This is a genomic window from Streptomyces sp. NPDC050388 (genome assembly GCF_040655635.1).
Lineage (GTDB): Bacteria > Actinomycetota > Actinomycetes > Streptomycetales > Streptomycetaceae > Streptomyces.
This window is the reverse complement of sequence record NZ_JBFAKH010000025.1, coordinates 78,642-105,516: the sequence shown is the minus strand read 5'-3', so window position 1 is coordinate 105,516 and position 26,875 is coordinate 78,642. Positions and strand designations below refer to the sequence as shown.

Here is a 26,875-nt window from a genome sequence, read left to right as displayed (position 1 = left end):
GCACAGTCCCCCGCCCCCGCCCCCCCCCCCTCCGGGCCCCCCCCACCCCTTGCCCGGCCCGCCGCGCCCCCCCCCCGAGCGGGGTGGGTCCTCGGACGGACGGAAATGGGTCCCGCGCCCGATGGGCGCCGGGCGCGGAAAGGGAGACGGTGGGAGATCACCCGTCTGCCAACAGAGGAGACCCCCCGTGTCGATCGACCTGCCGCGCACCGAACCGCGTTCCGCCCACACCGCCGCCGACGAGATCCGTCAGCGCCTCGAGCACGCGCGCACCACGCGGTTGGCCCAGCTCAAGGCCCTGGACGAAACAGGAGGGAGTCCCGACGACCACCTGATGTCCAACCAGAAGGACGGCATCAAGCGCGCCCTCACGGAGATCGAAGCGGCGTTCGCCCGCGTCGAGGACGGAAGCTACGGCACCTGCCTGGGCTGCTCCAAGCCCGTCCCGGCGGAGCGCCTCGAGATCCTTCCGCACACCCCGTACTGCGTCACCTGCCAGAGCCGCGCAGCCTGACCCGCGCCCCGTCCGTACTCCCGTCCCGCTCTGCTCTCCTGCTCCGCCCAAGGGGGTGAAGTGGTGGCCCACCAGACCATCGACGAGCACGACGAGGTCCTCACATCCGAGGACCTCGCGGCGTTGCGAGCGAACCTGCGCGAGCAACTGCTGTTCCGCCAGGAGCAGCTGCGGCAGTTCGCCGCCGATGCCGGGTCGGGGCCCGGCGAGCCACTCGGGGAGGAGGCCGCCGGCCGACTCGAGGTGCACGTCAGGCTCGCCGCGTCCGCCCGGATGGTGCTCGCCGACGTCGAGGCGGCGCTCGTCCGGATGGACACCGGCGGCTACGGCCGCTGCCACCTGTGCCGCGGCCCGGTCGAACGGGACCGGCTGCTGATAGTCCCCCAGGCCCGCTACTGCGCCCGCTGCCAGCAGGTGAGGGAGGCCGCGCGATGAGCACGGGCCGAAGGAGCGGACGATGACCGTGATCCGGCGTCCGCGCAGGACGGTGGCCGTGCGGCACAGCCCCTGGCCGCGGTGCCGCCGGTGCTCCGGCATCGCACTCGACCTGGGCAGCTCCCGCACGCGCGCGTGGATCGCCGGACGGGGCATGGTCCTCGACGTACCCACGGTGACCTTCCCGGGCAGCGGCGCCATCCACCCCATCCAGCGCGGCGCCATCGTCGACGCCTCCGGCACCGCCCGGATGCTCGACCGGCTGCTCGGCCACCGGCTGCCCCGCTTCGGCCGCCCCCTGGTCGTCGTCACGACGCCGGTCCTGGACGGGCCCGCCTTCCGGGAAGCGGCCCGCACGGCCGTCGAAATCCTCCGCCCGCGCGCTGTACACACTGTCCCGGGCGCGCGGGCGGTTGCCCTCGCCGCGGGCGCCGACCACTCCAGCCCGCTCCTGGTGGTGGACCTCGGTGCGCACCTCACCGAGGTGGTGCTGCTCGCCGAGGGAGCCGTCACCGACGCCCGGCGCACCGCGCTGGGCGTCGGTGACCTGGGCGACTACGGCACCCCGCCCGGAGACCTCACCGACGCGGTGGTCGACATGGTGACGGCGATGCTGCGGCAGGACCGCAGCGCCACCACCCGCACCGCCCTGCGCCGGGGCATCCTCCTGTCCGGCGGGGGCGCCCTGCGCCCGGAGATCACCCACGGCCTGCCCGACCGGCTCGGCTGCCCGGTCCAGCCCGTGCCGTCGCCGCACACCGCCGCGGTCCGGGGCGCCGCCGGCCTGCTCGCCGCGGCGCACCACCACCCCCTGGCCACCGGACCCGGCTGACCCGTCGCCCGCACTCCCATCCGTCCGCGCCCCGACACCCGAAGGAGTCACGACGTGGCGGGCACCGTTCCTCCCGCGCAACCGCCCCCGGGGTCCCGTCTCGGACCGCCCGACCGTCCTCCGCCGTGGCACCGCCGGCACAACCCCCTGCGCCGGCGCACCGACGTACTCCGGGTCTGGATCGGCCTCGGCATCCTGCTCGCCGTCCTGGCAGTGGCGCCCGTGGTCGCCGTCGTCGTCTCACGACTCGCCCACCGCCACTACGAGGAAACGGCCCGCCACCAGAGCCTGACCCGGTACGAGACGACCGCGACCCTCACCGAGGACGCCCCGCGCCATCCGGAGCCGGGATCGGACGAGGAGGAGCTGGCCCGTTACCCGGTCGGGGTCCGCTTCACCACCCACGAGGGACGGACCGGCACCACCCGGGCCGAGGTGCGGCCGAGCCTGCCCGCGGGCAGCCCGGTCCGCATCTGGGTGACCACCGACGGCGAGGCCACCGGGCCACCGCTGACGCGTGAGGAGATCCGCAGCCGCAGCATGGGTTGGGCCCTCCTCTCCGGCACCGGCGTCGCCCTCACCGGTGCCGCCGCCCACGGCGTGACCCGTCTCGTCGTACGCCGCCGGAACCTGGCCGACTGGGACAGGGCCTGGGCCGAGACGTCCCCCCGCTGGACGGCGCCCGGATGAACTGCCGGAGGCGGGCAAGGGTCCAGGTCCTCGCGGTTCCGTGCGGAGGTTCCCGGAAGGGCACCGGTGGCGACGGGGACACGTCCGCCGTGTGCCCGGTGACCCGTGCCGTGGCCCGAGCAGGGGCGGAACGGCGGGCTCCGGCGGAAGGCGGCATGAAGGGCGCGTAAAGATTGCCGAGTTCTGGCAATGAGTTCGAGTCCGGGTGTGTGAGAGCATCCGCATGCGGGAGGTCGGTCGGCGAAAGTGAGGCCCGAATGGAGTGGTTTGTGGGTCTCGGCATCGCGGGACTGCTTCTGCTGCTGTTCTCACTGATCTTCGACGGACTCCTGGAAGGCGTCTTCGGCGGTGTGCTGGACGGCATGTTCGACGGGCTGCTGTCCCTGCCGGTGATCGCCGGGTTCGTGTCCATGCTCGGCTTCGGCGGCGCGATCGTCCTCGGTACGACGGACCTCGGGGTCACCGGCGCGACGGTGGCAGGAGTGCTGGCGGGAGTTGCCGCGGGGTGGCTGACCTGGAAGTTCAGCCGGGCCCTGATGCGGGAGCAGACCGCTGCCACCCCGCGGGGCGGCGACCTCGTCGGCACCTCCGGCTCGGTGGTGACCGCCATCCCGGCCGAGGGCTACGGCGAGGTGCTGGTGTATCTCGCCGGGCAGCCGCTGAAGCTGTCCGCGAAGAGCGCCGTGCCCGTCGCGCGGGGCGCCGAGGTCTGGGTGGAGTCGGCACTGTCCGCGACCTCGGTGGCGGTCCGCCCGGTCGAGCGCTGACCGGTGCCGATCGGCACGTCCCCGCGGAACGACACGTCACCCGTCGAGGCCCGCCGGGATGCCGGCACCTCCCGCAGTGCCCGCTTTCCCGTCCCATCCGAACCACATCGCCGTCCCCCGGGGAAGGCTGAGGGGATTCCACACCTATGAGTCCTGTACTGATCGCCGTGGTGGGAGTCGTCGTACTCCTGGTCCTGCTGGGCCTGGTGGTGGTCACCCGCTACAAGGTCGCCGGCCCCAGCGAGGCGTTCATCGTCACCGGCCGGCGCGGCAAGAAGTCCACCGACCCCGAGACCGGCCGGATCTTCACCGACAACAGCGGCCAGAAGGTCGTGGTCGGCGGCGGTGTCTTCGTCGTCCCGTTCGTCCAGCAGAAGTTCACCCTCGAACTCTCCAGCCGGCACATCCCGGTCGCCGTCCGGGGCGCGGTCACCCTGCGCGGAGTGAAGGCGAACCTGGAGGGTGTCGCCATCGTCAAGGTCGGCGGCACGGAGGACTCGATCCGCGCCGCGGCCCAGCGCTTCCTCGACCAGCAGGACGGCATCGTCGGGTTCACCCAGGAAGTGCTGTCCGGCGCGCTGCGCTCCATCGTCGGACGCATGTCCGTCGAGGACATCATCCGTGACCGCGCCGCCTTCGCCGGACAGGTCGCGGAGGAGGCCGAGGCCAGCCTCTCCGGGCAGGGCCTCGTGCTGGACGCCTTCCAGATCCAGGACATCACCACCGAGGGCTCCTACCTCGAGGACCTGGGCCGGCCCGAGGCGGCCCGCGCCAAGCAGGAGGCCGACATCGCCGAGGCCGTCGCCCGGCGCGCCTCCGAGCAGGCCCGCCTCAAGGCGGAGGAGGAGATCGCGATCGCCCAGCGCACCTTCGCGCTGAAGCAGGCCGAGATCAAGGCCGAGACGGACGAGGCCGCCGCCCGCGCCGACGCCGCCGGTCCGCTCGCCGAGGCCGCCCGGCAGCAGGAGGTCCTGCAGGAGCAGGAGAAGGTCGCCACCCGGCAGGCCGCGCTGACCGACCGTGAACTCGACACCCGGGTCCGCAAGCCCGCCGACGCCGCCCGCTACCAGGCCGAGCAGGAGGCCGAGGCCCGCCGTATCGCCGCGGTCAAGGAGGCCGAGGCGGCCGCCGAGCGGGCCAGGCTCACCGGTGAGGGCGAGAAGGCCCACCGCGCGGCGCTCGCCGACGCCGTACGCATCGAGGGTGACGCCGAAGCCGCCGCGATCTCCGCGAAGGGTGCGGCGGAGGCCGAGGCCATGCACAAGAAGGCCGACGCCTTCGAACGCTACGGCGACGCGGCCGTGCTCCAGATGCTGGTCGAGGTGCTGCCGCAGGTCGTCGGCAAGGCCGCCGAGCCGCTGGCCGCCGTGGACAAGCTGACGGTCATCTCCACGGACGGCGCGGGACAGCTCCCGCGCACCGTCGCCGACAACGTCGCGCAGGGCATGGAACTCCTCAGTTCCACCACCGGAGTCGACCTCGGTGAACTCCTCCAGGGGATCGCCCGGCGCGGCACGCCGACGGTACCGGCTCCCGCGGAGCACACCTCCGTGGATCCCGCTGGCGGCAAGGTCGACATCACCGACTGACCTCCCCGGCCCCGACAGCGGAGCCCGGTCACCCCGCGGGTGACCGGGCTCCGTCGCGTCCGCCGGTGGGTCAGCGCAGGGTGAGGGGGGTCTCGGCTTCGGCGCGGGAGAGTTTCTCCGGGTTGCGGACGTAGTAGAGGCCGGTGATGCGGGCGTCCTCGCCCCGGACCGCCAGGACGCCGTCGAGCCCGCCGTCCAGGTGCACGACGAGGGCCGGGCCGCCGTTGACCACGGTGGGTCCGGCGGTGATCGGGAGCCGGTTCCCGCCGAGGCCACCGATCATGAAGCGGGCGACCTCGTCGGCCCCGTCGACCGGCCGCACCGCGGCCTGCTTGATGCCGCCGCCGTCGCTCAGCAGGACGACCTCCGGGGCAAGCACGTCGAGGAGGGCCCGCAGGTCCCCGCTCTCGAGCGCACGCCGGAACGATTCCGGAGCCGCCCGGGTCTCGCTCGGGGAGACCATCCGGCGTGGACGGCGGGCATCGACGTGCCGACGGGCACGGTGGGCGATCTGGCGGACGGCCGCGGGGCTCTTGTCGACGGCGGCCGCGATCTCGTCGTACCCGACGTCGAACACCTCGCGCAGCACGAAGACGGCCCGCTCGGTCGGTGAGAGCGTCTCGAGGACGAGCAGGAGCGCCATCGACACGCTCTCGGCGAGTTCGACGTCCTCGGCCACGTCCGGCGCGGTGAGCAGTGGCTCGGGCAGCCAGGGGCCGACGTACGCATCCTTGCGGCGCTTCATGGTGCGCAGTCGGTTCAGCGACTGCCGGGTGGTGATCCGGACCAGGTAGGCGCGCCGGTCGCGCACCTGCGCCAGGTCGACCCCGATCCACCGCAGCCAGGTCTCCTGGAGCACGTCCTCGGCGTCGGCCGCCGAGCCGAGCATCTCGTACGCGACGGTGAAGAGCAGGTTGCGGTGGGCGACGAACGCCTCGGTCGCCGGGTCGGTGGCATGGTCGCCGTCGCTCATGTAACGGCCCCTTCCGTCATGATCCGTCATGATCCGTCATGGTTCGTCACGGTCCGTCGCACGACGTCTTGTCTCGTCGTGGCCGGCCGTGGCATGGAGACACCGCGCGACCGACGGCTGTGACAGCACACGGCCCGGGCCGCGACGACGGTCGAGGCATTCCGTATTTTTGCAGGCTCTGCATATTTGCGTATCCTGCACGACGTGAACGACAGAGACCCGGTGGCCGGCGGGCTTCGGGTACGCAAGAAGCGGGCGACCCGTGCCGCCCTGGTGGCGGCCGCGGTGCGGCTGGCGGCCGAGCACGGCGCGGAGAACGTCACCGTCGACGCGATCAGCGAGGCGGTCGGCGTCTCACCCCGCACGTTCTTCAACTACTTCGACTCCCGTGACGAGGCGTTCGTGATGGTGGGCGCGGAGTCGGGCGTGCGCGTCCGGCGGGCGGTGCTCGCCGCGCCCGCCGGCACGCCCCCGCTGGTGGCGCTGCGTGACGCGCTGGCCGCGGAGCTGGGGGAAGTGGAACAACAGCACGAGCTGTGGCGCCTGCATTCCGAGGTGCTGCGCCGATCACCGCACCTGCTGGCGCGGAGTCTCGGTGCCCACGTCGAGGACGAGTTCCTTCTGGCCGAGACGCTCGCGGAGCGCATCGGCGCCGGATCGCCGCTGTTCACGGGGGGCCGTCCCCCTCTCGGGTCGGCCGAGGGCCAACTGCGGAGGAGGGCCCTGGGGCTGTATCCGAGGCTGCTGGCCGCCGTCGGCACCACGGCCGTCCGCGTGGCCGTGGAGCACTGGTGCGTGCGGCAGGACGAGGCTCCCTTCGAGGAGGTCTTCCGGTCGGTGTTCGACCACGTGGCCACCGGACTCCCGGGACCGGTCGAGCCCGCCGAGCCCGCCGAACCCGTCGAAGGGGCCTGACCCCCTCCGTCTCTCACGGAACGGCTGCGCGTCGTCCCCGGCACGCGTGATCCGTCCCTCCCACTCTTCCCTCTCACACTCTTGACCGCTGCGAAAGAACCGAAGTGAACTCAACACCGGCGCCCGTGGAGGCGTCACCCACCGCCATGACCCACCGGCAGATACTCCAGGCCATGTCGGGGCTGATGGCGGGCATGTTCGTCGCCATCCTGGCCGGCACCGTGGTCGCCAACGCGCTCCCGCGCATCATCGCCGACCTGGAGGCCAGCCAGTCCTCCTACACCTGGGTCATCACCGCCGAACTGCTGGCGATGACGGCGACGGTGCCCCTGTGGGGCAAGCTGTCGGACCTGTTCAACCAGAAGCTGCTGCTCCAGCTGTCCCTGTCCCTCTTCATCGTCGGCTCGCTGCTCGCGGGCTTCTCGCAGGAAGTGGGACTGCTGATCTTCAGCCGCGTGGTGCAGGGCATCGGCGCGGGCGGTCTCACGGCTCTGGCGCAGGTCGTGATGGCGGCCATCATCCCGCCGCGCCGGCTCGGCAAGTACGCGGGCGTCTTCGGTGCCGTCTTCGCGGTCGGCACCGTGGCCGGACCGCTCATCGGAGGTGTCCTGGTGGACACGTCCTGGCTCGGCTGGCGCTGGTGCTTCTTCATCGGGGTGCCGTTCGCGCTGCTCGCCATCGCGCTGCTGCAGCGCACCCTGAAGCTGCCCACCGTCCGCCGTGAGGCGAGGATCGACTTCCTGGGCGCCTTCCTGATCGTCGCGGGTGTCTGCGCCCTGCTCATCTGGGTCTCGCTCGCGGGGACCGAGTTCGGCTGGGTCTCGTGGCAGACCGCCGCTCTGACCGGCGGGGGAGTGCTGCTGCTGATCGCCGCGGTCGTCGTCGAGTCGCGCGTGCCGGAACCGATCATCCCCCTGGGCATCTTCCGCAACCGCACCGTGACGCTCACCACCGTCGCCAGTCTCCTCGTCGGTGTGGCCATGTTCGGCGGCACCGTCTTCCTCTCGCAGTACTTCCAGATCTCCCTGGGCAAGTCCCCGACGATCGCGGGCCTGATGAGCCTGCCCATGATCCTGGGCCTGCTCGTCTCCTCGACCGTCGCCGGGCAGATCATCACCAAGACCGGCCGGTGGAAGGTGTACCTGGTCGCGGGCTCCCTCATCATGACGGCGGGCCTCGGGCTGCTGTCCACCATCGACGTCGACACCCACTTCGGCCTGCTCGGCACCTACATGGCGGTCATGGGCATCGGCGTCGGCATGCTGATGCAGAACCTGGTGCTGGCCGCCCAGAACGACGTTCCCGCCACCGAACTGGGCGCCGCCACCTCGGTGTTGTCCTTCTTCCGGAGCATGGGCGGCACCATCGGCACCAGTGTGCTCGGGGCGATCCTCGCCAACCGGGTCGCCACCGAGATGACCAAGAGCCTGACGGAAGCGGGCATCCCGGCCGGTGCGAACGAGTCCGGCGGGGGCGGAGTGCCCGACATGGCGACGTTGCCCGGGCCGATGCGGGAGATCGTGGAGCGCGCCTACGGGGTCGCCACCGCGGAGCTCTTCCTCGTGGCCACGCCCGTCGCGGCCCTCGCCGTGATCGCCGTGCTGTTCATCAGGGAGAAGCCGCTGAAGGACACCAGCGGCATGGAGCGGCTCACCGCGGAGTCCGCGGACTCCGCCGGTGCGGCGGCATCGACGGCCGGCGTCGGCTGAGGCGCGCACGCCCTGTGGGGCGGCGGAGTGCGGAGGTCTTCCGGCGGAACGCCCGGAGGGCCTCCGCGCTCGTCACGCCCCCTCGGGGGACTCACCCGGCGCCGGGAAGGACCTCCTCCGCGCCGTCCTCGACGGCGGTCGGCAGGACCGGCTTGGCGTCGCGGCCGGAGCCGACGGAGGATGGGAAGGAGGACACGCCGTTCGCGGTGCTCCCCTCGGTGCGCACCTCGAACGCGGTGCCGGCCGCCGCGGAGGAGGCGGCGACCCCCCGGGCGGAGGGAGATGCCCACGGCTCCACAGCCCCACGACCAGGGCGCAGGGGACGAGCACGACGGTCTCTGGGAGCGTGGTGACATGGCCTACGACCACGCACACACCGGCCCGGGCACGGGCCCCGCACCCGGCCCGGACACCCGCTCCGAGCCCGTCCCGTTCGCGCCGGACTCCCTCCTCTGGGACATCACCGGCGACGTCCGGACCCTGCTCTCCCTGCCGACCGCCCTGGTGCTCCAGGTCGCCCACCCGGCGGTCGGCGCGGGCGTCGACGACCACTCCGTGTTCCGCACCGACCCCTGGGGCCGGGCCGAGCGCTCACTGAACTCCCTGCAACTGTGGGTCTACGGCGGCGAACAGGCCCTCGAGGAGGGCCGCAGGCTCCGCGAGCTGCACAAGGGCATCAGCGGCACCGACACCCGCGGCCGCGCCTACCACGCACTCACTCCCGCCTACTACGCCTGGGTGCACGCCACCGCCTACCCCGTCTTCCTGAGGGCCGCGCAGTACCTGTCCCGCCCGCTCGACGAACCGGACGAACGCCGCCTCTACGGCGAACTCCTCAACCTCGGCGCCATCCTCGGCATCAAGCAGCGCGACATGCCGCGCACCCCGGAGGAGTTCTGGCCGTACTTCGACACGATGGTGCGCGAGGAACTGGAGAAGACGGCCGTCGTGACGGAACTGCTCGACCCACGGCGGCCGATCCCGCCGCCGGACGGAGCGGGCACGTTCCTGCGCCGGCTCTGGCCGGTGCTCCGCCCGCCCCTGGCGCGGCTGCACGTCTTCGTCACGACCGGCCTGCTACCGCCCACCGTCCGTGACCACCTGGGCCTGGCCTGGACGGCACGGGACGAGCGACGACTGCGCCGCCTGGGCGCCGTCGTCCGCACGGTGGTCCCGCTCCTGCCCGAGCGCCTGCGCTACCTGCCCCGAGCCCGCGCCGCCCGCCGCGCCGCCCGGAGGTGACCCCGGCTCCGGGCGGCGCGGCCCGAACGGCCGGTGACCGTTTCCCGGCCGTCCCCGGTGATGCGCATCCGGTGCGGGGCGCGCACCGCACGCCCGGAGTCAGCCGGGGCGGCGCCGGTCCTTGTCCGTGCCCGGGTCGACGCCGGTGGAGGCGGAGTCGTCCCTGGTGCCGCTCGGGCGCCGGGAGCGACCCCGGCGTCCGGTGTCGCGCATTCCTTTCTCCGCGTCGTCGCCGTGCTCCTCGCCGCTCTTCGCGCCGCGCTCGGCCGTGTCCCCGGGGACGGATCCACGTTCCTGCCCGGACTTCCTGCGTCCCTTGCCGGAGGGCGGGGCGTGCTCGTCCGTGTGGAAGGAGCGCCGGGCGCTCGGGTTGTCCTGCCGGCGTGTCCCGTCGACGTCGGGAGCCCAGCCGTGCAGCTCGGTGCCCTGGTGGCGGCTCGGGCCCCCGCCGTGCGAAGGCTGCGACGACTTCTCTTTCCCGTTCTCTTTCCCGGACGTGTTCCGGCCTGCCTGTCGGTTGTCGTGTCGGCCACCCCGTCGAGTGCCGACATCGCACCCGCTGCCCCACCGGCGGCGAGCCCGCCTCCCGGCCAGGTGGAGCCGAAGTGTCACCCGTGCGAGCGATGCCCGGGGGTCATGCCACCACTGGAGGGCGCAAGGGTCCGACGATCCCCAGACGGCCGCGGTACGACGGCGGCCGCGCCTTCGAGGGAGAGCCGCCATGCGTATTCTGCTCGTCGCCAGCGCGTACAACAGCCTCACGCAACGTGTCCACGCCGAGCTGGCCGGGCTGTCGGAACGTCGCCACACCGTCGCTGTGGAGGTCACACCGCACGGCGACGACGTGCGCCGTGCCGTGCACCGGCACGATCCCGACCTGGTCGTGGCCCCCATGCTGAAGGCCGTCGTGCCGCCTGACGTCTGGGCGGCGCGGACCTGCTTGATCGTCCATCCCGGCCCCGTGGGGGACCGTGGGCCGTCCTCACTCGACTGGGCCGTCCAGGAGGGAGCCGGAGAGTGGGGCGTCACCGTGCTGGAGGCCGTGGCCGAGATGGACGCCGGCCCCGTGTGGGCGACGACGAACTTCGCCGTACCGGACGTGGCGAAGAGCGACCTGTACCGGGGCGAGGTGTCCGACGCGGCGCTGGAAGCCGTCCTGCTCGCGGTCGACCGATTCGCCTCCGGCACGTACGTGCCCCGGCCGCAGGACGACTTCACCCGCTTGCCGGGTGCCAGGACCCGGCCGCCGCTGCGGCAGAAGGACCGGGGCATCTCCTGGGACACGGACTCCACCGAGACCGTCCTGCGCAAGCTGCGCGCCGCGGACTCCCAGCCGGGCGTGCGCGACGAACTCCTCGGCCGCGAATGGTTCCTGCACGGCGGTCATGCGGAGGACCGGCTCCGCGGCCGCCCGGGTGAACTCCTGGCGACCCGCGCCGGTGCGATCTGCCGGGCCACGGCGGACGGCGCGGTCTGGATCCCGGAACTGCGGGCCCGCACCGGCCCGGGACGTCCCCGGGCCTGCAAACTGCCCGCCACCCTCGCCCTCGCCGGCTGCCTGCCCGCCCTGCCCGAAGCCCCCGCGGCACCGCAGCCACCTCCCGGAGCCCGGACCTGGCAGGACATCCGTTACCGGGAGGAGGGGCAGGTCGGCTTCCTGACCTTCTCCTTCCCGGGCGGTGCCATGGGCACCGACCACTGCCACCGTCTGCTGGACGCCTACCGGGCGGCCTGCTCCCGCCCCACCGGCGTCCTCGTACTGGGCGGTGGCCGGGACTTCTTCTCCAACGGCATCCACCTGAACGTCATCGAGGCGGCGGCCGACCCGGCCGCCGAGTCCTGGGCCAACATCAACGCCATGGACGACCTCGTCGAGGCCGTCCTCACCACGACCGACCGGTTCGTCGTCAGCGCGATCGGCGGCAACGCGGCCGCCGGCGGGGTCATGCTCGCCCTGGCCGCGGACGAGGTCTGGTGCCGCTCCGGTTCGGTCCTCAACCCGCACTACCGGCTCATGGGCCTGTACGGCTCCGAGTACTGGACGTACACCCTGCCCCGCCGGGTGGGCGCCGCCACGGCGGAACGGCTCACCGGCGGGGCCGCGCCGCTGACGGCCTCGGCGGCGCTCGGCATGGGGCTCGTCGACCGGGTCCTTCACTGCGGCCCGGACGACTTCACCGACAACGTCACCCGAACGGCCGTACACCTGGCGGCCCTCCCCTCCGTCCAGACGCGTCTCGCGGCCAAGAAGGCGGAAGCCGAGCACCGTGAGGCCACCTCACCCCTCGCTCGTCACCGGGAGCAGGAACTCGCCCGCATGCGGAGCATCTTCGACGACCCGGCGGCCCCCTACCACGCCCTGCGCCGGGCCTTCGTGCGCAAGGAATCCGCGGCCACCGACGGAGGCAGTCCGGATGTGGCCCTCGCCGGACGGGCCGACTGTTAGCCGCGAACGAAGACCCGAGCACGGGTCTTGCCGCACCTTCCAGGAGGCGTTCCCCATGAACGCAGCAACGCCGACCACGGTCGAGGAGCCCGGCGCGACGGGCACGTCCGGCTCCGAGGAGAAGCCGATCCACATCCTCTGGAGCAACGCCGGGCCGAGCTGGGACGGCGATCCCGCCGCCCTGACCGCGGCCGTACAGCCGAGCATCGAGGAGAGGGCGCTCCGGGGCTGTCAGGTCTGCCGAAGACCGCGGCACGGACCGTGGACAAGGAGCCGAGGTGGCGCCACACGGGAGACGAGATCACTACCGGCTGCCGGCCGCCGTGGTGACAGCACCACCGGTGACAGCACCGCACACCGAACCCGCCTCCCGCACGAACAGCTGACGAAGGGCACCGCACGCACCATGGCAACGACGACGACCGGTGGCAGAACCGGCCCGGCGGAGACGGCCTGGGACCCGATCACCCGGATCGTGGGCGACCTCGGCATCCACACGAAGACCGACTTCCAGCAGAAGCGGGTCGCGGAGTGCTACAGCGCCTCGTCGGTCTTCCGCGGCCACAGCGTCTTCATGCGCGGATTCGACTTCTTCCACGAGGCACTGCCGGGATACGGGGAAGCGGGCCGCCGCCGGGTGCCGCCGGGCTGCTGGGGGGCGCTCGACCACTTCCAGCCCGACAAGGCAGAAGCCCTGGAGGACGCGTGACCCCCATCGCACCAGACGGCGCCCGCACCCTCGTCGCCGGTGTCGGCAACATTCTCCTCGGAGACGACGGCTTCGGCGTCGAGACCGCGCGCCGGCTCGCCCAGGAGGAACTGCCGGCCGGTGTCGAGGTGGCCGACATCGGCATCCGCGGTGTGCACCTCGCCTACCGACTCCTCGACGGCTACGACACGCTCGTCATCGTCGACACGACCGCACGCGGCGGCGAACCCGGAACGCTGTACCTGATCGACGCCGGGACGCCGGACGGCACCGGGCCGACGGCGGACGTCCTGCTCGACGGGCACCGCATGTCGCCCGACGCGGTCCTCGCCCTGCTCGCCACCCTGTGCGCCGGGACCGGCGCCACGCCCCCGCGCCGCACCCTCGTCGTCGGCTGCGAACCCGCCTGCCTCGACGAGACCCTCGGGCTCAGCCCCCAGGTCGCCGCCGCCGTACCGGAGGCGGTGCGGATGGTGACCGACCTCGTCCGGCAGGAGGCCGCCGCATGACACGCCGTCGCAGAAGGAACAAGGAGCACCCCGTGAAGAAGACCCTCATCGGCGGCGCTGCCGCCGTCACCGCCGTCACTGCCGCCACCGCCTTCGTCAGGTGAGTCCTCCCCGACCTCGGGCGCTCCCCGCGGATCCGCAGGATGTGAACCGAACGGCGTACGCAGGCGTGTGATCCCGGCGCGCCGGTCGGCCGGCCCGGGGGAGCGCGTCTGTAATGGGCGCCGGACAGGCAGCCACGGGCGTAGGACGGAGACCGATGCACGAGATGTCCATCGCGCTGGCCGTCGTCGACCAGGTGGAACAGGCGGCCCGGCCCGCCGGGGTCACGGGCGTTGTACGCGTGGCCCTCGACGTGGGCGAACTGGCCGGCGTGGTCCCGGACGCGCTCGCCTTCTGCTTCGAACTGGCCTGCGCCGGCACCGTCCTGGAAGGCGCCGAACTGACCACCCGAACCGTCCCCGGCACGGCGCGCTGCACGGGGTGCGGCGACGTGTGGGAGGTCGGCATGCCTCCCCACCTGCTGTGCCCCGCCTGCGGGCAGGCCGCGGCCGAACTGCTCTCCGGCCGCGAACTGTGCATCAGCGAGGTGCGGTGGGCCGTACCGGAACACCAGTCCGCGTCGGCCACGTCCCGGTCGGCCGACGCAACGTGAACCCGTCTTCGAGGTGAGCCGAACCATGTGCAAAGTCGTCGATCTCCAACAGGCGGTCCTCGCCAAGAACACAACCGTCGCCCGGCTGCTGCGCTCCGAGCTGACCGCCCGAGGCACCACGGTCGTCAACCTGCTCTCCAGCCCCGGCAGCGGCAAGACCGCCCTGCTGGAACGCGAACTGCTGCTGGCCCGGGAACGCGGAGTCACCACCGCCGCGCTCACCGCGGACCTGGCGACCGAGAACGACGCCGAACGGCTCGCCCGCTCCGGCGTCCCCGTCAAACAGGTCCTCACCGACGGGCTGTGCCACCTGGAGGCGGACATGCTCGCCGGGCACCTCCACGACTGGCTCCCCGAGCACACCCGGCTGCTGTTCGTGGAGAACGTGGGCAACCTGGTCTGCCCGGCTTCGTACGACCTCGGTGAATCGCTGCGGGTCGTGCTCGCCTCCGTGACCGAGGGGGAGGACAAGCCGCTCAAGTACCCGACGGCCTTCGGCCTCGCCCAGCTCGTGATCGTCACCAAGACCGACCTGGCCGCACCCGCCGAGTTCGACGAGGCGGCCTTCCGCGCCAACGTCCAGCAGGTCAACCCGGGCGTGGAGGTGGTCCTCACCTCCGTGCGCACCGGAGCGGGCGTGGGCACACTGCTCGACCGGGCGCTCGCGGCGGCGCAGGGCACCGTGCCCCACGCCCCGGTGATGGCCCGGGTACAGGCGTGACCGCTCCCCGGCCCGTGGCCGACCGCACGCCGGCCCCGCGGCGCAGCCGGGTCGTCGTGCGGGGCGTGGTGCAGGGCGTCGGCTTCCGGCCGTACCTGTACACCCTGGCCACCGAACTCAGGCTCTCCGGTCATGTGACCAACACCGCGGACGGCGTCGTCGTCGAGATCGAGGGCGACCCGTCGTCCGTGGACCGGTTCTGCGCGCGCATCGCCCCCGACGCCCCGCCCCTGGCGCTCGTCGAATCGGTCGACGCCACCGAGGTGCCCACCACCGGCGCCGACGGGTTCGCCATCGTCCCCTCACGCGCCGGCGGCCCCGCCCGCACGCTCGTCTCGCCGGACACCGCGACCTGCGACGACTGCCTCGCCGAACTCGCCGACCCGGCGGACCGGCGCCACCGGCACCCGTTCATCACCTGTACGCACTGCGGGCCGCGGTTCACCATCGTCACCGGCCTCCCGTACGACCGCGACCACACGACCATGGCCGGCTTCCCCCTGTGCGCCGACTGCGCCCGGGAATACGCCGACCCGGCCGACCGCCGCTTCCACGCGCAGCCCGTGGCCTGCCCCGCCTGCGGGCCGCGGCTACGGCTGACCGGGGCCCCCGGGAAGGCCGGCGGCCCCGAACCCGCCGACCCGATCCGCGCAGCGCGTGACCTGCTCGCCGACGGAGCGATCCTCGCGGTGAAGGGCCTGGGCGGCTACCACCTGGCCTGCGACGCGACCAACCCCCGGGCCGTGGCCGAACTGCGCCGCCGCAAGGCCCGCGGGGACAAGCCGTTCGCCCTGATGGCCGGGGACGTCGCCGACATCGCGCACCTGGTCCACGCCGGACCGGCGGAGTGCGACCTGCTCACCGCCAAGGAGCGGCCCATCGTCCTGATGCGGCGTCGCCGCACCGGCGCCCCGGACCCCGGCCGTCCACGGCCCGCCCGAGAGGTCGCTCCCGGCAGCCCCGACCTCGGCGTCATGCTCCCGTACACCCCCGTGCACCACCTGCTGCTCGAAGCCGACGACGACCACGATTCCACGCGAGCGCGGCTGCTGGTCATGACCAGCGGCAACCTCGCCGGCGAACCCATCGTCACCGACGACGCGGAGGCGCTGGAACGGCTGTCCGGCCTGGCGGACGCCTGGCTGCTGCACGACCGGCCGATCCACGTGCCGTGCGACGACTCGGTGGTGCGGGTCTGCGACGGTGAGCCGCTGACCCTGCGCCGCTCCCGAGGCCATGCCCCGCTGCCGCTCGCCCTGCCCGTCCCCGTGATCCCGGCGCTCGCCGTCGGCGGCGACCTCAAGAACGCCTTCTGCCTCGGTGAGGACCGCAAGGCCTGGCTGTCGGCGCACATCGGGGACATGGACGACCTCGCCACCCAACAGGCCTTCGCACGCGCCGAGCGGCAACTGGAGGCGATCACCGGGGTACGGCCCGAACGTCTCGTCGCCGACCGCCACCCCGCCTACCGCTCGGGCCGCTGGGCCGAACGGCACGCCGCCGGGCGGCCCGTCCTGCGCGTCCAGCACCACCATGCCCACGTCGCGTCCGTCATGGCCGAGCACGGCCTCGACGGCAGCAGCCCCGTCCTCGGGGTCGCCTTCGACGGCACCGGCTACGGGGACGACCGGGCCGTGTGGGGCGGTGAGTTCCTGGCCGCGGACTACACCGGCTTCTCCCGCTTCGCGCATCTCGCCTACGTGCCGCTGCCCGGCGGGGACGCCGCCGTCCGGCGCCCGTACCGGATGGCCCTGGCCCATCTGCGCGCCGCGGGCATCCCGTGGGACGGGGACCTGCCGTGCGAGGCTGCCTGCCCGCCCGACGAACTCCGCCTTCTCGAGCAGCAGTTGACGCGCGGACTGAACTGCCGGCCCACATCGAGCATGGGCCGCCTCTTCGACGCCGTGTCCTCCCTCGCCGGAGTGTGCCACCACGCGGGCTACGAGGCGCAGGCCGCCGTCGAACTCGAGGCCGCCGCAGTGACGGCCGACGCCTGCGCGGACGACGCCCGCTACGCCTTCCGGCTCACCGGCGGGGACGGCACCCCCCTCGCCGCCGATCCCGCGCCCCTGCTGGCCGCGGTCGCCGACGACGTGCGGCGCGGCGCCCGGCCGTCCCTCGTCGCGGCACGCTTCCACCACGCCGTCGCCGGGCTCGTGCACGAGGTGTGCAGCCGGGCACGCGACGAACTCGGCCTGGAGACGGTGGCCCTGACCGGCGGGGTGTTCGCCAACGTGCTGCTCTCGTCGGCGTGCGCGACACGGCTGCGCGGCGACGGCTTCACCGTGCTGCGCCACCGGCGCATCCCGCCGGGCGACGGAGGACTCGCCGTGGGCCAGCTCATGGTGGCCGCCCGTACCGGAGCCGCCGCCACCGAGTGACGGAGCCGGGCCCGAACACGCGACAGTGAGGAGAGAACGCATGTGTCTTGCGGTACCCGGCAGAGTGCTGGACGTCGAGGACCGGGACGGAACCCGTATGGCCACGGTCGACTTCGGAGGAGTCGTCAAGGACGTGTGCCTGGAGTACCTGCCGGACCTGGAGGTCGGGGAGTACGCCATCGTCCACGTCGGGTTCGCGCTCCAGCGGCTCGACGAGGAATCGGCCCGCAGAACCCTGGAGCTGTTCGAGAACCTCGGCATGCTCCAGGAGGAGTTCGGCGACCCCTGGGAACAGGCGGCGGCCCAGGGCGCCGCGCAGCAGCCCTCAGACCACACCACCGCCCGGGAGGTACAGCAGTGAAGTACATCGAGGAGTTCCAGGACCCCGACCTCGCCGAACGGCTGCTGGACGACATCCGGGCCACCGTCACCCGCCCGTGGGCGCTGATGGAGGTCTGCGGCGGCCAGACCCACACCATCATCCGGCACGGCATCGACCAACTCCTCCCCGAGGAGGTCGAGCTGATCCACGGCCCCGGGTGCCCCGTCTGCGTCACCCCGCTCGAGGTGATCGACAAGGCACTGGAGATCGCCTCCCGTCCCGATGTCATCTTCTGCTCCTTCGGCGACATGCTCCGCGTACCCGGCACCGGACGCGACCTGTTCCAGGTGCGCGGCACCGGCGGGGACGTCAGGGTGGTCTACTCCCCGCTCGACGCACTGCGCGTCGCCCAGCAGAACCCGGACCGGCAGGTCGTCTTCTTCGGCATCGGCTTCGAGACGACCGCTCCGCCCAACGCGATGACGGTGTACCAGGCGCGCAAGCTCGGCATCCGCAACTTCAGTCTGCTGGTCTCGCACGTACGGGTGCCGCCGGCGATCGAGGCGATCATGCAGTCGCCGGACTGCCGTGTGCAGGCGTTCCTCGCCGCCGGACACGTGTGCAGCGTCATGGGGATGGACGAGTACCCGGAACTCGCCGAGCGTTTCGGCGTGCCCATCGTCGTCACCGGGTTCGAACCGCTCGACATCCTGGAAGGCGTCCGCCGTACCGTCCGCCAGCTGGAACGCGGCGAGCACACCGTCGACAACGCCTACCCGCGCGCCGTGCGCCCGGAGGGCAACCCGGCGGCCCGGGCCATGCTCGACGACGTCTTCGAGGTCACCGACCGCGCCTGGCGCGGCATCGGCGTCATCCCGGACAGCGGCTGGCGGCTGTCCCCGCGCTACCGCGACTACGACGCCGAGCACCGCTTCGCCGTCGACGGCATCACCACCCGCGAACCGGCTGCCTGCCGCAGCGGCGAAGTGCTGCAAGGGCTGATCAAGCCGCACGAGTGCGAGGCGTTCGGGACCACCTGCACCCCGCGCTCACCGCTCGGCGCCACCATGGTCTCCAGCGAGGGTGCCTGCGCCGCGTACTACCTCTACCGGCGGCTCGAGCTGAACACCCCGGCGATGCCGGCCGCGTCCCTGGAGGGCAGCCCCGTTGTCTGACACCACCGTCCCCGTCCCCGGCGCCGTCCGGCAGGCCGAGGACACCCGCCCGGACATGCTCAACTGGACCTGCCCCGCACCGCTGCGCGACCAACCGCGGATCGTCATGGGCCACGGCGGCGGCGGAGCCCTGTCCGCCGAGCTCGTCGAGCAGCTCTTCACACCCGCCTTCGGCGGCCCGGCACCGGCGGCGCTGACCGATTCCGCCGCCCTGGAACTCGGCGGGGCCAAGCTGGCCTTCTCCACCGACTCCTTCGTGGTGCGCCCGCTGTTCTTCCCCGGCGGCAGCATCGGGGACCTCGCGGTCAACGGCACCGTCAACGACCTCGCCATGAGCGGGGCCCGCCCCGCCTATCTGTCCTGCGGTTTCATCCTGGAAGAGGGAACCGGTACGGACGTCGTCGGACGGGTCGCCGCGGCGATGGGCGCCGCCGCCCGGGCCGCGGGGGTGGAAGTCGTCACCGGCGACACCAAGGTCGTCGAGGCAGGGCACGGCGACGGCGTCTACATCAACACCTCCGGCATCGGACTGATCCCCCCAGGCGTGGACCTGCGGCCGGAGCGGGTGGTCCCGGGTGACGTCGTCCTCGTCAGCGGGGCGATCGGCGTCCACGGGGTGGCGATCATGAGCGTGCGGGAGGGGCTGGAGTTCGGGGTGGAGATCCTGAGCGACTGCGCACCGCTCGGAGGCCTCGTCGAGGCGATGCTCGCCGTCACACCCGACCTGCACGCCCTGCGGGACCCCACCCGCGGCGGACTGGCCGCCTCGCTGAACGAGATCGCCGCCGCCTCCGGCACCGGCATCGTGGTGCGGGAACGCGCCGTGCCGGTCCCCGAGGCGGTGACCAACGCGTGCGCGGTCCTGGGGCTGGACCCGATGTACGTGGCCAACGAGGGGAAGCTCGTGGCGTTCGTGCCGCCCGCCCACGCGGACGCGGTCCTGGCCGCCATGCGCGCACATCCGCTGGGCGCCGAGGCCGCTGTGATCGGCGAGGTGACCGACGCGCACCCCGGTATGGTCGTCGCCCGCACCGCACTGGGCGGCACCAGGGTGGTGGACCTGCCCCTCGGCGAGCAACTGCCGCGGATCTGCTGAGGACCGCCGGCCGCGGTCCCGGGGCCACGGGTCAGCGGGGCGGTCGGGGCTGTCGTGCCCGGCTCGCATCCCGGCCGTGCGAGCCGGGCACGAAGTTCCCTTCCTCAGTCCCGGCCGCGTGCGTGCTTGAACCGTGCCAGGCCGTCCGCGAGGTCGATCAGCGGCCCGGGGTAGTCCAGGCGTGCGCGTTCACGCTCGGGCAGCCGCCACGGTTCATGGATGTGCTTGCCCGCCACGTCCCGCAGTTCCGGAACCCAGCGGCGTACGTACGCTCCCCGCGGGTCGAAGCGCCTGCCCTGCGCGACCGGATTGAGCACGCGGTGGGGGCGGGTGTCGGTGCCGGTTCCGGCGACCCACTGCCAGTTGAGCTGGTTGTTGACGATGTCGCCGTCCACGAGCAGGTCGAGGAAGTGCCGGGCGCCGATCCGCCAGTCCACATACAGGGTCTTGGCCAGGAAACTGGCTGCCAGCAGGCGTGCCCGGTTGTGCATCCAGCCCTGGTGGCGCAGTTGGCGCATCGCCGCGTCGACGACCGGATAACCGGTACGGCCCTCCCGCCACGCGGCGATGTCCTCGGACGCCTCCTCCCCGGTGCGCCACCGGTCGTGCCGGGTGCGGTAGTCCCGGGCGGACGCCGCCGGCCGTGCCGCCAGTACCTGGTGGTGGAAGTCGCGCCAGCACAACTGGCGCACGAACGCGTCCGCCCCGGGCCCGCCGTGCGCGCGGGCCCGCCGGACGAGTTCCACCGGCGAGAGGGCTCCGAAGTGCAGGTACGGCGACAGCCGGGAGGTCGCGTCGCCCGCCAGGTCGTCGTGGTGGTCCTCGTACCCGGACAGGTCCTCGCGGGCCCACCGGGAGAACCGCTCACGCCCCCGCTTCTCCCCGCCGGACGGCAGGTCCGGGGAGACGCCGGACAAGCCGTCACGGGACGGCAGCGGCTCGCCGCGCACCGCCTCCGGGACGCGCACGGTGCGCGGCGTCGGGCAGGTGTCCCGCAACCGCTCTCGTGACCAGCGGCGGAAGTAGGGCGTGAACACGGCGTAGTGGTCGGAGCCGGCCGGAGTCACGGTCCCCGCGCCCACAGCGGTGATCACGCCGTCGTGCACGCGCAGTGCCACGCCGTGGTCGCCGAGTCCCTCGCGCAGCCGCTCCTCCCGGCGCTGGGCGTATCCGGTGACCCCGGCGGCCATGTGCACCTCAAAGGCTCGGCACTCCGCGGCGAGCGCGCGGACCTCCCGCACGACCGGCCCCGTACGCACCACCAGCCGGCCGCCGCGCCGACGCAGTGAGGCGTCGAGGTCGGCCAGGCAGTCGGCGAGGAAGGCGCTGCGGTTGGGTGCGTCGAAGCCGGCCGCACGGACACCCGGGTCGCGTACGAACAGCGGCACCACCTCGTCCGCCGCCGCGAGGGCGGCGTGCAGCGGGGGATGGTCGTGCAGACGCAGGTCCGAGGTGAACAGGACGACCGCGACGGTCATGACGTCACTCCTGGTGTCGTGAAGCGGTGCCGTGGGTGCTGCTTCCGGACGTTCCGCCCGGCGGGGGAGTGCCGGACGCGGTCGGCCGGGATCCGACCCCGCGTGCGCTCATGCCCTTGGCCGCGGCCTGGGTGATGTTGCGGGCCATGCCGCCGAAGACGACGGCGTGGAAGGGGGCGACGGACCACCAGTAGGCGTGGCCCGGCAGACCGCGTGGGTGGAACAGCGCGCGCTGCCGGTAGCGGGTGCGGCCCCCTGCGTCCGTCTCGGCGTACATCTCCAGCCACGCCAGGCCCGGCAGTCGCATCTCCGCCCGTAGTCGCAGCAGCCGCCCGGGCTCGATCTCCTCCACCCGCCAGAAGTCCAGTGAGTCCCCGGCCCGCAGGTGCTCGGCGTCGCGTCGTCCGCGCCGCAGCCCGACCCCGCCGACGAACCGGTCCAGCCAGCCCCTGACCGCCCAGGCGAGCGGGAAGGAGTACCAGCCGTTGTCGCCGCCGATGCCCTCGATCACCTTCCACAGCGCCTCGCGTGACGCGTCGACCGGCAGCTGCCGTTCGTCCTGGTAGAGGCTGCCGCCGGCCCAGTCCGGGTCGGTGGGCAGCGGATCGCTCGGGGCCCCCGGTACGGACGCCGACGACCAACGGGTGGCCACCTGTGCTTCCCGTACCCGCCGCAGGGCCAGCGCCAGCGCCTCGTCGAACGGCAACGGCCGGCCCGGGGTGTCGGGCACGTACCGGGCGATGTCGTGCTCCTGGCAGACCACCTCGTGCCGCAGCGACTCCGTCAGCGGCCGGGCGATGGAGGCGGGCACCGGGGTGACCAGGCCGATCCACAGACTGGACAGCCTCGGGGTGAGGACCGGCACCGGCACGATGAGCCGCCGCCGCAGCCCGCCGACGGTGGCGTAACGGCGCATCATCTCCTGGTACGTGAGGACGTCCGGCCCGCCGATGTCGAACGCCCGGTCGACGTCGTCCGGCATGGTGGCCGAGCCGACGAGGTAGCGCAGGACGTCCCGTACCCCGATGGGCTGGGTCCGGGTGTGCACCCAACGGGGGGTCACCATGACCGGCAGCCGCTCGGTCAGATAGCGCAGCATCTCGAAGGAGGCCGACCCCGAGCCGATGACGACCGCCGCCCGCAGCACGGTGGCGGGCACCGGGGCGTCGAGGAAGATGCGCCCGACCTCGGCCCGCGAGCGCAGATGAGGGGAGAGCGACTCTTCGGGCACGTCCGGTGGGGTGAGCCCGCCCAGGTAGACGATCCGCCGCACGCCGGCGGCGTGCGCCTGCTCGGCGAAGACACGGGCCGCACGGCGGTCGGTCTCCTCGAAGCCGGAACCGCCTGCGAGGGCGTGCACCAGGTAGTACGCGACGTCGATCCCGTGCATGGCCGTGGCGACCGAGTCCGCGTCCGTGACGTCGCCCCGCACCGTCTCGACCTCCCCCGCCCAGGGATGGTCACGGAGTTTGTCCGGGGAACGGGCCAGGCAACGGACGCGATGGCCGGCCTCCAGCAGTTCGGGTACCAGACGACCGCCGATGTACCCGGACGCCCCGGTGACCAGACAGTGCAACCGTTCTGTTTCCTGCCGTCCCTGCCGTCCGTCCGTGCCCACCATCGTTCCTCCCTGTGTTCGCCCCGATTGTCCCCCTGTGGTCGATCGTGGCCGCACCAGCGCGCCCGCGCCCGTCGCGGCGAGTCGGCCGACGGCCGTGACGCGGGGGCGACCGTCTGCCCGCACGGTCAGCCCCCGGGCTCCGGCATCCGCTCACCGGAGCCCGGGACACGGCGGGGGCACCCCGTGTTCGGCGAGCGGGCCGACCGACAGGCCCGCGTCGCGGCAGTCGTCCACGATGCCGGGCAGGGCGCCGAGCGCGGCCCGCCAGCAGGCCGGGGCCGACATCCTGTCCGTGTCGTGCAGGAGGACGGTGCCGCCGCCGCGCAGACCGGCCGCGACGGCCGAGCGCACCGACACCGGGGTGGCCTCGGCCGTCCAGTCCCTGCCCCAGACGGTCCACAGCACCGGCCGCAGGCCCGCCGTACGAGCGGCCGCCCAGCGCCCGGAGGTGAGGATGCCGTAGGGCGGGCGGTACCACCGGGGGCGCCGGCCCGTCAGGTCCCGGACCGCGCCGGCCGCCCGCAGCAGGGCACGCACGTCGTCCGCCGGGGCCGGCCGCCAGGGATGCTCGTGGCTCCAGCCGTGCACGGCCAGTTCGTGCCCGCGGCGGACGGTCTCACGCACCACGGAGGGGTGCCGTACGACGCTGTCGCCCAGGACGAAGAAGGTCGCCCGGACCCCGAGCGCCTCCAGCGCGTCGAGGAAGCACGGGGTGGACTCGGGATCGGGCCCGTCGTCGAAGGTCAGCGCGACGTGGGCGGGATGTCCGACGCCGGCGAGGCCGGGCGAACAGCGGCGCACCACGGGCAGCCAGGTGGCCGCCGGGGCGATGTGCGCCGCGGCGACGGCGGCGAGCGGAGTCAGCACGGCCGCCGCGCGCCGGGCGGGGGAGCGACCGGGGGAGGTGGACATCGGGCGGGCCTCCTTGCCGTGCGTTCGGGGTGGTCGGGATCCCTACGGCACCGGCCGGACCGAGTCGGTGCCCGGGTGCCGCGACGCCGCGTCCCAGCTGCCGGAGACCGACGGGGCGCGGGCCAGCCCGGCGGCGCCCACCCCCATGAGCACCACGCCGACCACCGCGGGCGCCGCCCGCACGCCGAGCATGATCTGTTCCCCGAACAGCGCCCACCCCAGCACCACGCTCGTCAGCGCGTCACCGAGGGTCAGGGCGGGCTGGGACGCCGCCAGCGTCCCGGCCCGGAACGCGCTCTGGAGCAACAGGAAGGCGACGGTCCCGGCGACGGCGGTGGCGTACGGAGGCCACGACGCCAGCAGGGCGCCCAGCCCGTCCGGGAACCTGCCGGTCATCTCCTTGAGCAGTGCCGCGGTCAGGGCGAACGAGATCGCGGACGCCAGCCCCAGCAGCGCCGCGCGCGGTGCGCCCCGCACCGCACGGGCCGTCAGCACCAGCGCCGCCACGGCACCCAGCGCCGCCCCCGCGGCCGACGTCCACAGCCCCGCGGAGGCCGTGGACCGGCCGACGATCGGATCGGCCGAGGTCAGGAACATCGCCAGCCCGAGGGCCAGGGCGGCGAACGCCAGCCAGATACCGCGGTCCGGACGACGGTGGAAGACCACGCTGCCGACGACCAGGGTGAACAGCAACTCGGTGGCCATGAGCGGCTGGACCAGCGCGAGACTGCCCCTGCCCAGAGCCGCCGCCTGCAGAACCGTGGACAGAGCGAGCAGCCCGGCACCCGCCACCCAATGGGGCCGCAGCAGTACGCGCCCGAGCCAGCGGGCGGCCTGGCGCAGCCCCGCGCCGCCCTCCGGCTCCTCCGCCGCGGCCCGCCGCTGCAGCACCGAGGACGAGGCGTTGGACAGTGCCGCCAGCAGGGCCAGGACGACGACCAGCACGCCGTACCACCGCTCAGCCGAACACGGTGGCGAGCCGCCGGTACAGGGCCGGTGCCGCGCCGCGCACCCGGACGGGCAGGCGCAGCCAGCCGGGGACGTAGACCTCGTCCCGCCCCCGGGAGACCGCGCTCCACACGGCGTCGGCGACCCGCTCGGGCGGCACCGGCCCGGGCCACGACCGCCGGTAGGGGACGCCGCGCCGTTCGAAGAACGGCGTGTCCACCACTCCGGGCACCACCAGGCTGACCGCGACGCCGCTGCCGCGCAGCTCGTACCGCAGGGCGTCGGCGAAGACGGCCAGCGCCGCCTTGGCCGCCGAGTACACGGCTTCTCCCGGCACGCCCACCATCCCCGCGACGGACCCGATGAGCACCACACGCCCGGAGCCCGCCTCCACCATGTGCGGCACCAGCTGCCGGACCAGGCGCAACGTGGCCAGGAGGTCGACCTCGACGACCTCCTCGAGGGCGGACGGGGGCATGGCGCCGAAGTCCCCGGCCCAGCCGACACCGGCGCCGGCCACCAGGAGATCCACTCGGCCGACGTGCTCGAGGGCGAACCGGGTCAGCTGCCGCTCGGCGCCGGGCCGGGTCAGATCCGCCGGGAAGACCGAGGCCGGGGCCCGTTCCGCGACCCGGTGGAGGCGTGCCGCGTCCCGCCCGTTGAGGACGAGACGCCACCCTTTCGCGGAGAGCGTTCGGGCCACGGCGGTGCCGATGCCCGAGGAGGCACCGGTCACCAGTGCCGCGCCCGGACGCCCGGTTCCGCCGGCCGGGGACCCCGGCACCGCGTCGGCCGGGGCGACGGACGTCCGGGGGAACGACGCGTCGGCTGTGCCGTCACGAGAAGCGTGAGACATGGGCTGCACCTTGGCTGCGAGGGAGAACGCCCGGAGGAGCCGCTGCCTGCGGCCGCCCCCGGCGTTCGGCGGGGGCACCCGAGAAGTATCCCGGGCCCGGCCGCCGAAACGCGGGGGAGCATGTTTCACCGGCGTAGCGGAAGGAGACCCACCACCCCGTGCACTCACCGTCCTCGGCACCCCGCCGGTACGCGTCGGCGGACGGCAGGCAGCGGCTGCTGATCGTCAGCGCGAGCATGGGAGCCGGCCACGACACGGTGGCCGGCGAACTCGCCCGCCGTGCCCGGGAACAAGGCCACGACGCGCAGGTCGTGGACCTCCTGCGGCTGCTTCCGCACGGCCTGGGCACCGCGGTGCGCCTCTTCTACCAGTCGTCGGTGCGGTACTTTCCCTGGGCGTACGCGGGCCTTTACCACGTGCTGTTCCGCCCCGGCCCGCGCCGCCGTCCCAGTGGTCTTCCCCTCGCCCGGCTGGCGGGCGGGCGCCTGACGGATCTCGCGGAGCGGACGGGCGCCGACGTGGTCGTCCCGGTCTTCCATCTGGCCGCCCAGCTGACCGGTCACCTGAGGGCCCGTGGGCGCCTGCGGCCCCCGAGCGCCGTCTTCGCGATCGATTTCGCCGTCCACCGGCAGTGGCTCCATCCCGGCAACGACCTGTACCTCTGCCTCACCGACGAGGCCGCGCGGGACGTGGGCCGGAGCACCACGGTGCCCGTCGAGACGACCGGACCGGTCGTGGCGCCCGGTTTCTTCGCGCCGGCCGTCGGGGCCGCGGCATGGCGACTGCGCTTCGAGCGGTACGCCCCCGGGCGCCCGCCCGTCGTGCTGTCCGCCGGAGCCTGGGGCGCGGCTTCGGCGCTGGACGGGACGGCTCGGCTGCTCACCGCTGCCGGTTTCCTCCCCGTCGTGCTGTGCGGCCGGAACGAACGCCTGCGAGCCCGCCTGGCCGGGGTTCCGGGTGTGCTCGTACCGGACTGGGTCACCGACATGCCCGGCCTGCTGCGTGCGGCCCGCGTCCTGGTCGACAACGCCGCCGGTCAGACCGCCGTACAGGCTCTCGCCTCCGGGTTGCCCGTGGTGGGCTACCGCCCGCTGCCCGGGCACGGGAGGGAGGGCGTGCGACGGATGGCGGCGCTCGGCGTCTCGGAGATCGCTCCGGACGCCACCACCTTGCTGCGCGCCCTGCGGCGGTTGTCGGCGGACGGCGCGTGCCGGGACCGCCGGATCGCCCGCGGGCGGGAGCTCTTCCGGGGGGACGTGCTGGCACGGGTGGCCGCACTCGCCGACACGTCCCCCGTGTGATCCGCCGGAACAGCCGGCAAGAGGCGCCGACTCCCCGGACGGCGACGCCCTGCACACCGAGGCCTGGTACGACGTGCCG

26 protein-coding genes and 2 pseudogenes are annotated in these 26,875 nt (G+C 73.5%); 20 read left to right on the top strand and 8 right to left on the bottom strand.

Annotated elements, in window-relative coordinates:
• Nucleotides 1-187 precede the first annotated feature (187 nt).
• The 6 genes from AB0I73_RS16870 to AB0I73_RS16845 all read left to right on the top strand — a co-directional run bounded on the left by AB0I73_RS16870 (nt 188) and on the right by AB0I73_RS16845 (nt 4,827).
• Complete coding sequence (locus AB0I73_RS16870; RefSeq protein ID WP_109378111.1) at nt 188-514, top strand: TraR/DksA C4-type zinc finger protein; 327 nt, start codon at nt 188-190, stop codon at nt 512-514.
• A gap of 63 nt (nt 515-577) precedes the next feature.
• Nucleotides 578-949, top strand: a complete 372-nt coding sequence (locus AB0I73_RS16865) for a TraR/DksA C4-type zinc finger protein (protein ID WP_363038001.1) — start codon at nt 578-580, stop codon at nt 947-949.
• Between the two features lie 22 nt (nt 950-971).
• Nucleotides 972-1,781 carry a rod shape-determining protein gene (locus tag AB0I73_RS16860; protein WP_363037999.1) on the top strand — a complete coding sequence of 270 codons (810 nt, stop codon included), beginning with the start codon at nt 972-974 and terminating at the stop codon, nt 1,779-1,781.
• Between the two features lie 54 nt (nt 1,782-1,835).
• Nucleotides 1,836-2,471 (top strand): hypothetical protein, encoded by a 636-nt coding sequence (locus tag AB0I73_RS16855; protein ID WP_363037997.1) that lies wholly within the window; start codon nt 1,836-1,838, stop codon nt 2,469-2,471.
• A gap of 257 nt (nt 2,472-2,728) precedes the next feature.
• Nucleotides 2,729-3,238 carry a hypothetical protein gene (locus tag AB0I73_RS16850; RefSeq protein WP_363037995.1) on the top strand — a complete coding sequence of 170 codons (510 nt, stop codon included), beginning with the start codon at nt 2,729-2,731 and terminating at the stop codon, nt 3,236-3,238.
• 146 nt (nt 3,239-3,384) lie between these two features.
• Complete coding sequence (locus tag AB0I73_RS16845; RefSeq protein ID WP_363037993.1) at nt 3,385-4,827, top strand: SPFH domain-containing protein; 1,443 nt, start codon at nt 3,385-3,387, stop codon at nt 4,825-4,827.
• A 70-nt stretch (nt 4,828-4,897) separates the two neighbouring features.
• Here AB0I73_RS16845 and AB0I73_RS16840 read toward each other — a convergent pair whose 3' ends face one another.
• Nucleotides 4,898-5,800 carry an RNA polymerase sigma-70 factor gene (locus AB0I73_RS16840; protein ID WP_363037991.1) on the bottom strand — a complete coding sequence of 301 codons (903 nt, stop codon included), beginning with the start codon at nt 5,798-5,800 and terminating at the stop codon, nt 4,898-4,900.
• A 195-nt stretch (nt 5,801-5,995) separates the two neighbouring features.
• Between AB0I73_RS16840 and AB0I73_RS16835 the strand changes: the two genes are divergently transcribed.
• Both AB0I73_RS16835 and AB0I73_RS16830 read left to right on the top strand, forming a co-directional pair.
• Complete coding sequence (locus tag AB0I73_RS16835; RefSeq protein ID WP_363038011.1) at nt 5,996-6,715, top strand: TetR family transcriptional regulator; 720 nt, start codon at nt 5,996-5,998, stop codon at nt 6,713-6,715.
• A gap of 104 nt (nt 6,716-6,819) precedes the next feature.
• Nucleotides 6,820-8,424, top strand: a complete 1,605-nt coding sequence (locus AB0I73_RS16830) for an MDR family MFS transporter (RefSeq protein WP_363037989.1) — start codon at nt 6,820-6,822, stop codon at nt 8,422-8,424.
• A 91-nt stretch (nt 8,425-8,515) separates the two neighbouring features.
• Here the strand turns inward: AB0I73_RS16830 and AB0I73_RS16825 are convergent, their stop codons facing one another.
• Complete coding sequence (locus tag AB0I73_RS16825; RefSeq protein ID WP_363037987.1) at nt 8,516-8,722, bottom strand: hypothetical protein; 207 nt, start codon at nt 8,720-8,722, stop codon at nt 8,516-8,518.
• Between the two features lie 56 nt (nt 8,723-8,778).
• Here AB0I73_RS16825 and AB0I73_RS16820 point away from each other — a divergent pair, with 56 nt between their 5' ends.
• Nucleotides 8,779-9,666 (top strand): oxygenase MpaB family protein, encoded by an 888-nt coding sequence (locus tag AB0I73_RS16820; protein ID WP_363038009.1) that lies wholly within the window; start codon nt 8,779-8,781, stop codon nt 9,664-9,666.
• A gap of 99 nt (nt 9,667-9,765) precedes the next feature.
• On the opposite strand, the gene AB0I73_RS16815 is transcribed toward AB0I73_RS16820, so the two are convergent.
• Nucleotides 9,766-10,278: a hypothetical protein gene (locus AB0I73_RS16815; RefSeq protein ID WP_363037985.1), complete on the bottom strand. Its 513-nt coding sequence runs from the start codon at nt 10,276-10,278 to the stop codon at nt 9,766-9,768.
• A gap of 109 nt (nt 10,279-10,387) precedes the next feature.
• Here AB0I73_RS16815 and AB0I73_RS16810 point away from each other — a divergent pair, with 109 nt between their 5' ends.
• From AB0I73_RS16810 to hypE, 10 genes and pseudogenes are all read left to right on the top strand, one after another.
• Nucleotides 10,388-12,112, top strand: a complete 1,725-nt coding sequence (locus AB0I73_RS16810; protein WP_363037983.1) for an enoyl-CoA hydratase-related protein — start codon at nt 10,388-10,390, stop codon at nt 12,110-12,112.
• 55 nt (nt 12,113-12,167) lie between these two features.
• A pseudogene (locus AB0I73_RS16805) lies at nt 12,168-12,326 on the top strand (hydrogenase expression protein HypE); the annotation flags it as partial.
• 192 nt (nt 12,327-12,518) lie between these two features.
• Nucleotides 12,519-12,701 (top strand): annotated as a pseudogene (locus tag AB0I73_RS16800) (hydrogenase); the annotation flags it as partial.
• Between the two features lie 116 nt (nt 12,702-12,817).
• A complete protein-coding gene (locus AB0I73_RS16795; protein WP_363037981.1) occupies nt 12,818-13,330 on the top strand; it encodes a hydrogenase maturation protease in 513 nt (170 codons plus the stop codon).
• A gap of 259 nt (nt 13,331-13,589) precedes the next feature.
• Entirely contained in the window at nt 13,590-13,985 is a 396-nt protein-coding gene (locus AB0I73_RS16790) for a hydrogenase maturation nickel metallochaperone HypA (RefSeq protein ID WP_363037979.1), read from the top strand.
• Between the two features lie 25 nt (nt 13,986-14,010).
• Nucleotides 14,011-14,706 carry a hydrogenase nickel incorporation protein HypB gene (gene hypB / locus AB0I73_RS16785; RefSeq protein ID WP_363037977.1) on the top strand — a complete coding sequence of 232 codons (696 nt, stop codon included), beginning with the start codon at nt 14,011-14,013 and terminating at the stop codon, nt 14,704-14,706.
• Complete coding sequence (hypF, locus tag AB0I73_RS16780; RefSeq protein ID WP_363037975.1) at nt 14,703-17,087, top strand: carbamoyltransferase HypF; 2,385 nt, start codon at nt 14,703-14,705, stop codon at nt 17,085-17,087. The genes hypB and hypF overlap by 4 nt, the downstream gene beginning before the upstream one ends.
• A gap of 40 nt (nt 17,088-17,127) precedes the next feature.
• Nucleotides 17,128-17,448 (top strand): HypC/HybG/HupF family hydrogenase formation chaperone, encoded by a 321-nt coding sequence (locus AB0I73_RS16775; protein WP_363037973.1) that lies wholly within the window; start codon nt 17,128-17,130, stop codon nt 17,446-17,448.
• Complete coding sequence (hypD, locus tag AB0I73_RS16770; RefSeq protein ID WP_363037971.1) at nt 17,445-18,584, top strand: hydrogenase formation protein HypD; 1,140 nt, start codon at nt 17,445-17,447, stop codon at nt 18,582-18,584. The genes AB0I73_RS16775 and hypD overlap by 4 nt, the downstream gene beginning before the upstream one ends.
• A 55-nt stretch (nt 18,585-18,639) precedes the next feature.
• Nucleotides 18,640-19,680 carry a hydrogenase expression/formation protein HypE gene (hypE, locus tag AB0I73_RS16765; protein WP_363038007.1) on the top strand — a complete coding sequence of 347 codons (1,041 nt, stop codon included), beginning with the start codon at nt 18,640-18,642 and terminating at the stop codon, nt 19,678-19,680.
• A gap of 104 nt (nt 19,681-19,784) precedes the next feature.
• On the opposite strand, the gene AB0I73_RS16760 is transcribed toward hypE, so the two are convergent.
• From AB0I73_RS16760 to AB0I73_RS16740, 5 genes are all read right to left on the bottom strand, one after another.
• A complete protein-coding gene (locus AB0I73_RS16760) occupies nt 19,785-21,158 on the bottom strand; it encodes a deoxyribodipyrimidine photo-lyase (RefSeq protein WP_363037970.1) in 1,374 nt (457 codons plus the stop codon).
• 4 nt (nt 21,159-21,162) lie between these two features.
• On the bottom strand, nt 21,163-22,779 hold the full coding sequence (locus tag AB0I73_RS16755; protein WP_363037969.1) for an SDR family oxidoreductase: 1,617 nt from the start codon (nt 22,777-22,779) through the stop codon (nt 21,163-21,165).
• Nucleotides 22,780-22,929: 150 nt separating this feature from the next.
• A complete protein-coding gene (locus tag AB0I73_RS16750) occupies nt 22,930-23,691 on the bottom strand; it encodes a polysaccharide deacetylase family protein (RefSeq protein ID WP_363037967.1) in 762 nt (253 codons plus the stop codon).
• A gap of 42 nt (nt 23,692-23,733) precedes the next feature.
• Nucleotides 23,734-24,636 carry a DMT family transporter gene (locus AB0I73_RS16745; protein ID WP_363037965.1) on the bottom strand — a complete coding sequence of 301 codons (903 nt, stop codon included), beginning with the start codon at nt 24,634-24,636 and terminating at the stop codon, nt 23,734-23,736.
• A 13-nt stretch (nt 24,637-24,649) separates the two neighbouring features.
• Complete coding sequence (locus tag AB0I73_RS16740; protein WP_363037963.1) at nt 24,650-25,495, bottom strand: SDR family NAD(P)-dependent oxidoreductase; 846 nt, start codon at nt 25,493-25,495, stop codon at nt 24,650-24,652.
• A gap of 236 nt (nt 25,496-25,731) precedes the next feature.
• Between AB0I73_RS16740 and AB0I73_RS16735 the strand changes: the two genes are divergently transcribed.
• Nucleotides 25,732-26,796, top strand: coding sequence for a galactosyldiacylglycerol synthase (locus AB0I73_RS16735; RefSeq protein WP_363038005.1), 1,065 nt, complete (start codon nt 25,732-25,734; stop codon nt 26,794-26,796).
• Nucleotides 26,797-26,875 lie beyond the last annotated feature (79 nt).

Bases quoted from the DNA above. Each gene is read 5' to 3' on its own strand.
- AB0I73_RS16860 (WP_363037999.1), top strand. From the start codon at position 972: ATGACCGTGATCCGGCGTCCGCGCAGGACGGTGGCCGTGCGGCACAGC.
- AB0I73_RS16775 (WP_363037973.1), top strand. From the start codon at position 17,128: ATGTGTCTTGCGGTACCCGGCAGAGTGCTGGACGTCGAGGACCGGGAC.
- AB0I73_RS16740 (WP_363037963.1), bottom strand. From the start codon at position 25,495: ATGTCTCACGCTTCTCGTGACGGCACAGCCGACGCGTCGTTCCCCCGG.
- AB0I73_RS16735 (WP_363038005.1), top strand. From the start codon at position 25,732: ATGGGAGCCGGCCACGACACGGTGGCCGGCGAACTCGCCCGCCGTGCC.
- hypE (WP_363038007.1), top strand. From the start codon at position 18,640: ATGCTCAACTGGACCTGCCCCGCACCGCTGCGCGACCAACCGCGGATC.
- AB0I73_RS16750 (WP_363037967.1), bottom strand. From the start codon at position 23,691: ATGTCCACCTCCCCCGGTCGCTCCCCCGCCCGGCGCGCGGCGGCCGTG.
- hypB (WP_363037977.1), top strand. From the start codon at position 14,011: ATGTGCAAAGTCGTCGATCTCCAACAGGCGGTCCTCGCCAAGAACACA.
- AB0I73_RS16850 (WP_363037995.1), top strand. From the start codon at position 2,729: ATGGAGTGGTTTGTGGGTCTCGGCATCGCGGGACTGCTTCTGCTGCTG.
- AB0I73_RS16845 (WP_363037993.1), top strand. From the start codon at position 3,385: ATGAGTCCTGTACTGATCGCCGTGGTGGGAGTCGTCGTACTCCTGGTC.
- AB0I73_RS16760 (WP_363037970.1), bottom strand. From the start codon at position 21,158: ATGACCGTCGCGGTCGTCCTGTTCACCTCGGACCTGCGTCTGCACGAC.
- AB0I73_RS16810 (WP_363037983.1), top strand. From the start codon at position 10,388: ATGCGTATTCTGCTCGTCGCCAGCGCGTACAACAGCCTCACGCAACGT.
- AB0I73_RS16820 (WP_363038009.1), top strand. From the start codon at position 8,779: ATGGCCTACGACCACGCACACACCGGCCCGGGCACGGGCCCCGCACCC.
- AB0I73_RS16790 (WP_363037979.1), top strand. From the start codon at position 13,590: ATGCACGAGATGTCCATCGCGCTGGCCGTCGTCGACCAGGTGGAACAG.
- AB0I73_RS16755 (WP_363037969.1), bottom strand. From the start codon at position 22,779: ATGGTGGGCACGGACGGACGGCAGGGACGGCAGGAAACAGAACGGTTG.
- AB0I73_RS16840 (WP_363037991.1), bottom strand. From the start codon at position 5,800: ATGAGCGACGGCGACCATGCCACCGACCCGGCGACCGAGGCGTTCGTC.